General features: G+C 70.2%; 4 protein-coding genes. 3 read left to right on the top strand and 1 reads right to left on the bottom strand.

Features of this window, described 5'->3' with window-relative positions; translation table 11 throughout:
- Positions 1-138: 138 nt before the first annotated feature.
- Entirely contained in the window at positions 139-2,310 is a 2,172-nt protein-coding gene (locus tag ACFXOM_RS22805; RefSeq protein WP_385039005.1) for a RecQ family ATP-dependent DNA helicase, read from the bottom strand.
- Between the two features lie 111 nt (positions 2,311-2,421).
- On the opposite strand from ACFXOM_RS22805, the gene ACFXOM_RS22800 reads away from it, so the two are divergent.
- The 3 genes from ACFXOM_RS22800 to ACFXOM_RS22790 all read left to right on the top strand — a co-directional run bounded on the left by ACFXOM_RS22800 (position 2,422) and on the right by ACFXOM_RS22790 (position 6,388).
- Complete coding sequence (locus ACFXOM_RS22800) at positions 2,422-3,825, top strand: DUF4192 domain-containing protein (RefSeq protein ID WP_385039004.1); 1,404 nt, start codon at positions 2,422-2,424, stop codon at positions 3,823-3,825.
- Between the two features lie 183 nt (positions 3,826-4,008).
- On the top strand, positions 4,009-4,770 hold the full coding sequence (locus ACFXOM_RS22795) for an NUDIX domain-containing protein (RefSeq protein WP_384938372.1): 762 nt from the start codon (positions 4,009-4,011) through the stop codon (positions 4,768-4,770).
- 751 nt (positions 4,771-5,521) lie between these two features.
- The gene (locus ACFXOM_RS22790; protein WP_384938466.1) at positions 5,522-6,388 is read left to right on the top strand and encodes a FadR/GntR family transcriptional regulator; all 867 of its coding nucleotides are present in this window, start codon (positions 5,522-5,524) and stop codon (positions 6,386-6,388) included.
- The last annotated feature ends 138 nt before the right edge of the window (positions 6,389-6,526 follow it).

The following is a 6,526-nucleotide window of genomic DNA, read 5'->3' as shown; positions in this document are numbered from 1 at the left end:
TCCTCCCCGCGCCCCTTCAGAGATACGGGGGGGGGGAACGTGTCCGCAAATGGCGTGTCTGGTTCGGCACCGAACCAGCCGCGCTCGTTCGGGATGGGGCGACCGGTGCACCGCGCCGCTCCTGGCCGCGTGTGCAGGTCATCCTTGGATGGCGAGCACGAGGGGCAGCACTCCTGCTGCGCCGGCTCGGCGCAGCAACCTCGCCCCCACCGCGAGCGTCCAGCCGGATTCGGTGGTGTCGTCGACGAGGAGTACCGGACCGCTTGCCGCTTGCAGGGCATCGGACACCGGCTGAGGCAGGACGAACGCTCCACTGAGGGCGCGCAGACGCTGAGCGCTGTTGGTCCGTGAAACCGGTGTGCCGTCCGCGCCGGGGGCATAGGCAACGGATCCGAGCAACGGCATGCGCCCGATCTCCGCGATCCGCTCCCCGAGTGACTGGATCAGTTCTGGCTTGTGGCGTGACGCCATGGTGACCACGCCGACGGGCCTCGGTGGGGCTTCCGGTTCGCCGGAGGCCCAACCCCCGGGCCCCTTGGCCCAGTCGGCCAGCACTCCCACCACCGCGTCCATCACGTCATCGGGGACCGGGACGTCCGGAGCCTGGGGCGAGAGGAGGGGGCGGAGGCGGTTGCCCCACCCGATGTCGGACAGTCTTCCGAGTGCCCGACCGGGCAGGGCTTGCTCGCTGGGCGGGATACGGCCCTTCAGCTGGACGCCGATCGCGGGGAGGCCGGTGGGCCACATTCTGCGTGGTTCCACCTCGGTGCCGGCGCGGCCGAGCTCCCCGCGTGCGGCGTCGAGCGTGGCAGGGGCGACCTCGGCACTGAAGCGCGGGCCCTTGCAGTTGTCGCAGCGCCCACACGGCGCGGCGTCCTCGTCGTCCAACTGGCGTTGCAGGAACTCCATCCGGCACGCCGCGGTCCTTGCGTAGTCGCGCATCGCCTGCTGCTCGGTTTCCCGCTGCTTGGCCACCCAGGCGTACCGCTCGGCGTCGTACGTCCAAGGCTGTCCGGTCGAGGTCCAGCCGCCCTTCACCCGGCGTACGGCGCCGTCCACGTCGAGCACCTTGAGCATCGTTTCGAGACGGGAGCGGCGCAGGTCCACGAGAGGCTCCAGCGCGGGGAGCGACAGCGGGCGGTCGGCGTCGTCCAGGACCCGGAGGGTGCGGCGCACCAGCTCCTCAGGTGGGAAGGCTACCGAGGCGAAGTAGGCCCAGACGGCTTCGTCCTCCTTGCCGGGCAGCAGCAGCACTTCGGCGTGGTCGACGCCTCGGCCGGCCCTCCCCACCTGCTGGTAGTAGGCGATGGGGGAGGAGGGAGAACCGAGATGCACCACGAATCCGAGATCGGGCTTGTCGAAGCCCATACCGAGTGCGGACGTGGCGACGAGGGCCTTGACCCGGTTGCCGAGGAGGTCCTCCTCGGCCTGTTGGCGGTCGGCGTTCTCCGTCTTCCCGGTGTACGAGGCCACGGCGTGGCCGCAGTGCCGCAGATAGGTCGCCACCTCCTCGGCCGCGGCGACCGTCAGGGTGTAGATGATCCCCGAGCCCGGAAGTTCACCGAGGTGCCCGGCGAGCCAGGCCAGGCGGTGCGCTGCGTCCGGGAGCTGAAGCACACCGAGGCTGAGGCTTTCCCGGTCGAGCGGTCCGCGGAGGACCAGCGCGTCCGTCCCTCCGCCCGTCCCCAACTGTTCGGCCACATCGGCGGTCACGCGGGCATTGGCCGTGGCGGTCGTGGCAAGCACCGGAACCCCCCGGGGCAGGTCGGCCAGCATGGTGCGCAACCGGCGATAGTCGGGCCGGAAGTCATGGCCCCAGTCGGAGATGCAGTGAGCTTCGTCCACGACGAGGAGGCCGGTGGCGGCAGCGAGCTCGGGCAGCACGTGATCGCGGAACTCCGGATTGTTGAGGCGCTCCGGACTGACCAGCAGGACGTCGACCTCTCCGGCTGCGACCTCCGTCCTGACCGCCTCCCAATCCTCCGTGTTGGACGAGTTGATCGTCCTGGCCCGGATCCCCGCCCGGGCCGCCGCGTCCACCTGGTTGCGCATGAGTGCGAGCAGGGGGGACACGATCACCGTCGGACCGCTGCCGCGGGCACGCAGCAAGGACGTCGCGACGAAGTACACCGCGGACTTGCCCCAGCCGGTCCGCTGCACGACCAGCGCTCTGCGCTTGTCGGCGACGAGCGCCTCGATGGCGCGCCACTGGTCCTCGCGCAGCCTGGCGGTGCCGGTGGTGTCTCCGACGAGGCGTGCGAGTACGGAGTCGGCCGATGCCCTGAGCTCTGCGCGGTCTGCGTTGGTCATGCCCCCATGCAACCCGATGGCACGGACATCGCGCCATCGAGGGCGTGGGCCTGTGGATAACGTTATCCACAGGGGTCGCGCAGTCGGGGCGGTCCACGGGAACGTCGTGCCATGAGCAAGCACCACGACCCCACCCGACCGACGGGCAGCGAGCAACAGCAGGTCACGTTGCGCGGACCCGCCGAACTGGCCGACGCCCTGCCGTACATGCTGGGTTTCCACCCGACCGACTCGATCGTCCTCGTCGCGGTCCACGGCGCCCGTGGCCGTTTCGGCGGCCGCCTCAGGCTGGGCATTCCGGAATCGTCCGTGGAGTGGCTGCCCGTGTCCCAGCACCTGGCCGAGTGTCTCATCGAAGGCAGCGAGCGCCGGGGAGCCCGACCGGACGGCATCGTCGTCTTCCTGTGCCAGGACCCCGCAGAAGGGGAGACTGGTCGCGCGGTGATGGAGCGGTTGAGACCCCTCGCACAATGGCTGCGGACGTCGTGCGGGTCGCTCGATGTCCCGGTTCACGAAGCTCTCTGTATCTCGGGGGGCCGCTTCTGGTCGTACTGCTGCCCGGACGCACGCTGCTGTCCGGCGGATGGGACGGCGATGGCGATGCCGGGCACATCGGTGATGGCGGCCGCGGCCGCCTACGTGGGCATCCAGATCCGGGGATCACTGCGCGAGATGGAGGCCCGCCTGGCGCCGTTGAGAACGCCCGTCGCAGCCGACCAGCAGCGAGCACTGGACACCGCGGCAGCTGCTCTCGTACCACGGATCCTCGATGGGCAGAGCAGGGGCGCGGTGGGAGAGGAGACGCTCCGGCTGGCACGCCGCCTGATGCAGAGGCTGGGGGAGCGGGCGACGCTGGGCCGGGCTTGGGCGGATGCGGACGACCGGGACGACAAGCTCATTTCTGCCGATGAGGCGGCGCAGGTCATCCTCGGGCTCCAGGACCGTGAGACCCGGGACCGCGCTGCATCCTGGATGGAGGGTCCGGAGGCCGATCGGGCGCTTCGGCTGTGGCGGGCCCTGGCCCGCCGCTGCGTCGGCCCGTACGGAGAACATGCGGCAGCCCCGCTCTCCCTGGCCGGCTGGGTCGCCTGGTCGTCCGGTGACGAACCGGGGGCGAGGGTCGCCCTCAGCCTTGCCCTGCGCGCCGACCCGGAGTACGTCTTCGCACGACTGCTCCACCAGGCCTGCAACGACGGAATGGATCCCGCGGAGTTGCGTCATTGCCTGCGCAAGCCCAGGAGATCACGCGATGCGGCTGCGAAGCCCCTTGGAGGAGCGTCCCGGGATCGTCCGCCCCGTCCCGGGGGGCGACGTGCCCGTCCCCGGAGGCGGCCGCGCAGCGCACTCGCCGAGGGCAAGGTGAAAAGGGGCGGCGGGAAGACCGGTGCTGCCGCCGGGCCGGCAGGCTCGGGTCCGGACCCCCACCCGGGTCGGAACACCCCACGCGACGTGGACTCCCGAGGCGTGGCGCGCGCGGACCGGCGTGCCGACGGGAGCAGCACGGGTGAGGGGTGACCGTCGCCCACATCGCTGTGCTCGGGGGCGACGACTGCACCTCCCGGCGGGGTGACAGTGATGCCGTTGGCGCCGGTGGAAGGTAGGTGCCGCGGCGGCTCGCGCATCCCCCGCGTCAAGAAGTCCTGTGTTCCGATCACGAAGGGGAGTGTTTATCGTCAGTAAGACGACTATGATCACGGCATGTCGCCCTACGACCCGTCGGCCTTTCCGCCCTTCGCTGTCACCGTCGACCTGGTCGTGCTCACTGTGCGACGCCATGCGTTGTGCGCCTTGGTCGTGCGTCGCGGCGAGCCGCCGTTCCAGGGCCGGTGGGCGCTGCCCGGGGGTTTCGTCAGGGTCGACGAGGATCTTGCGGCAGCAGCAGCGCGTGAGCTCATCGAGGAGACGGGGCTTTGTGTGCACGACCCGACCTCCCCCTTGCCCGACCACGGAGCCCATCTGGAACAGCTCGCGACCTACGGTGACCCGAAGCGGGATCCGCGTATGCGGGTTGTGAGCGTGGCGCACCTCGCGCTCTCCCCCGATCTCCCCTCACCCCGTGCCGGGGGCGATGCCAACAGCGCTCGCTGGGCTCCGGTCGAGACCTTGATGAACCAGGAGACAGCAGGCGGGGAAGACGAACCATCCACCCAGCTCGCGTTCGATCACGGGAAGATCCTCGCCGACGGTGTGGAACGGGCCCGGTCCAAGATCGAATACTCCTCGCTTGCCACGGCCTTCTGCCCGCCCGAGTTCACGGTCGGGGAACTGCGGCGGGTGTACGAGGCGGTGTGGGGCGTCGCCCTCGACCCTCGGAACTTCCACCGCAAGGTGACCGGAACCCCCGGTTTCCTCGTGCCGGTGGGTGGGACGACAACCCGCCAGGGCGGTCGACCGGCGCAACTGTTCCGGGCCGGGGGCGCGACCCTGCTCAACCCGCCCATGCTCCGCCCCGAGGTCTGAGCGACGGCGGTCGGAGGCCACACCGTCGGCTGCCCCGGTCAACTGGACTACTGCCGCGCCCGGTTGGCTGTGCCGGGTGCCGGGTGCCGGGTGCCGGGTGCCGGGTGCCGGGTGCCGGGTGCCGGGTGCCGGGTGGCGTGCCGCGGCTGACGTCCCGCCGCGCCCTGGGCATCAGATGCTCCGTGCCGTGTTGGCCTGTGCCGCGCGCCGGTGATACTTCTGCCCACGGCTTCTCTTCCTTTTGTCGCTGCCCCGTTCCTGCACTGTTCCACTTCCTGTCTCATCGCCTGCTCCGGTGCGGGGTCCTGTCCGGCGCTCGGTCCCTCGCCGACGTTCCTCCGGGCTGTGAGTGTCGGGGGTGCCGCCAGCCCGGATGGCAGGGTTCTACGCCGCGGTGCGAGGGCGAGGCCCAGTCGGGTCGCGCGCCGCCACCAGCGCCGCGACGAGGGAGCATCGCGCTCTCGGGCCGATCGATGAGCGGTCAATTCGCAGATGCGGCAGCGCAGTTAGTGCAACCTGCCCGAATTCGACCATTTATGGATGTGTGCTCTCGGTGTGATGCTAGTTCGTGAGCGTTTCAGGCCGAAGCGCCGTCTACTGGTCGCAACTCCTTAAGAATGACCGATTCCTTCCGATAAGGCGTCAATTGCGAGGTGGGCGCCGATCACCCTTTCGTGTGCTTTTCACCAAAGACCTCAAGGGCTGCGGGAGGCGGGCCGACAAATGATGCGTGAGTACCCTTGCGCAGACCATGATGACCGCCGCCCGCCCCGCCGAGTCCGGCCTCGCCGGCCCGGGCGAACTCGACCGATACCCCTACCCGGACGCGCCAGGTGCCGACCGGACCGCCCCGCCCGCCTGGGACGGGACGGAAACCGAGTTGGGCCGCGTCAATCGTCGAGCCGCTGGTAGTCGCGGCCGAGGACTGCACGGTCAACTCGTCCAGCAGCTGGGGCAGATGATCGTCTCCGGTGATCTGGGCGCCGATCGCCCGCTCGTGCCCGAGGAGATCGGGCAGCGCTTCGAGGTCTCCCGCACCGTCGTCCGGGAGTCGCTGCGCGTCCTCGAGGCCAAGGGGCTGGTCAGTGCCCGCCCGAACGTCGGGACCCGGGTTCGCCCCGTCAGTGACTGGAACCTGCTCGACCCCGACATCATCGAGTGGCGCGCGTTCGGTCCGCAGCGCGACGACCAGCGTCGCGAGCTGATCGAGCTCCGCTGGACGATCGAGCCGCTCGCGGCGCGTCTCGCGGCCGGGCACGGGAGGGAGGACGTGCAGCAGCGCCTCGGTGACATGGTGGAGATCATGAGCCATGCGCTCACGCAAGGTGACGGCATCACCTTCACGCGTGCCGACGCCGAGTTCCACTCCCTGCTCCTCCAGGTCGCCGGCAACCGCATGCTGGAGCACCTGTCCGGCATCGTCGCGGCCGCGCTCCAGGTTTCCGGCGGTCCGGCCGCCGGGTGTGACCGCCCCTCCGAGGCGTCCCTGGGGCACCACGCCCGGATCGTCGACGCTCTCGCCGCGGGGGACGCGTCGGGCGCCGAATCGGCCATGCGTCAACTGCTCACGGTGCACCCTGAAGTGGAGCACCACGTTCCCGCGCCGCGCGAGCACTGATCGCGCCCGACTCCCGGGTGTCCCGGGGTGCCCGATCGTGGGGTGGGGGGGGAAGTGAGGGAGGGAGGCAAAAAGACAGGGGGGAGGGAAGAGAGGAAAAAGAACGGATCGCAATTGTCGCGGAGAAAAGAGCGAGGG

It is taken from the genome of Streptomyces sp. NPDC059169 (genome assembly GCF_042755225.1).
Taxonomy (GTDB): Bacteria; Actinomycetota; Actinomycetes; order Streptomycetales; family Streptomycetaceae; genus Streptomyces.
This window is presented reverse-complemented; position numbering and strand designations above follow the sequence as displayed.

Excerpts from the sequence above, each read along its gene's own strand:
- ACFXOM_RS22805 (WP_385039005.1), bottom strand. The coding sequence starts at position 2,310 with ATGACCAACGCAGACCGCGCAGAGCTCAGGGCATCGGCCGACTCCGTA.
- ACFXOM_RS22800 (WP_385039004.1), top strand. The coding sequence starts at position 2,422 with ATGAGCAAGCACCACGACCCCACCCGACCGACGGGCAGCGAGCAACAG.
- ACFXOM_RS22795 (WP_384938372.1), top strand. The coding sequence starts at position 4,009 with ATGTCGCCCTACGACCCGTCGGCCTTTCCGCCCTTCGCTGTCACCGTC.
- ACFXOM_RS22790 (WP_384938466.1), top strand. The coding sequence starts at position 5,522 with ATGATGACCGCCGCCCGCCCCGCCGAGTCCGGCCTCGCCGGCCCGGGC.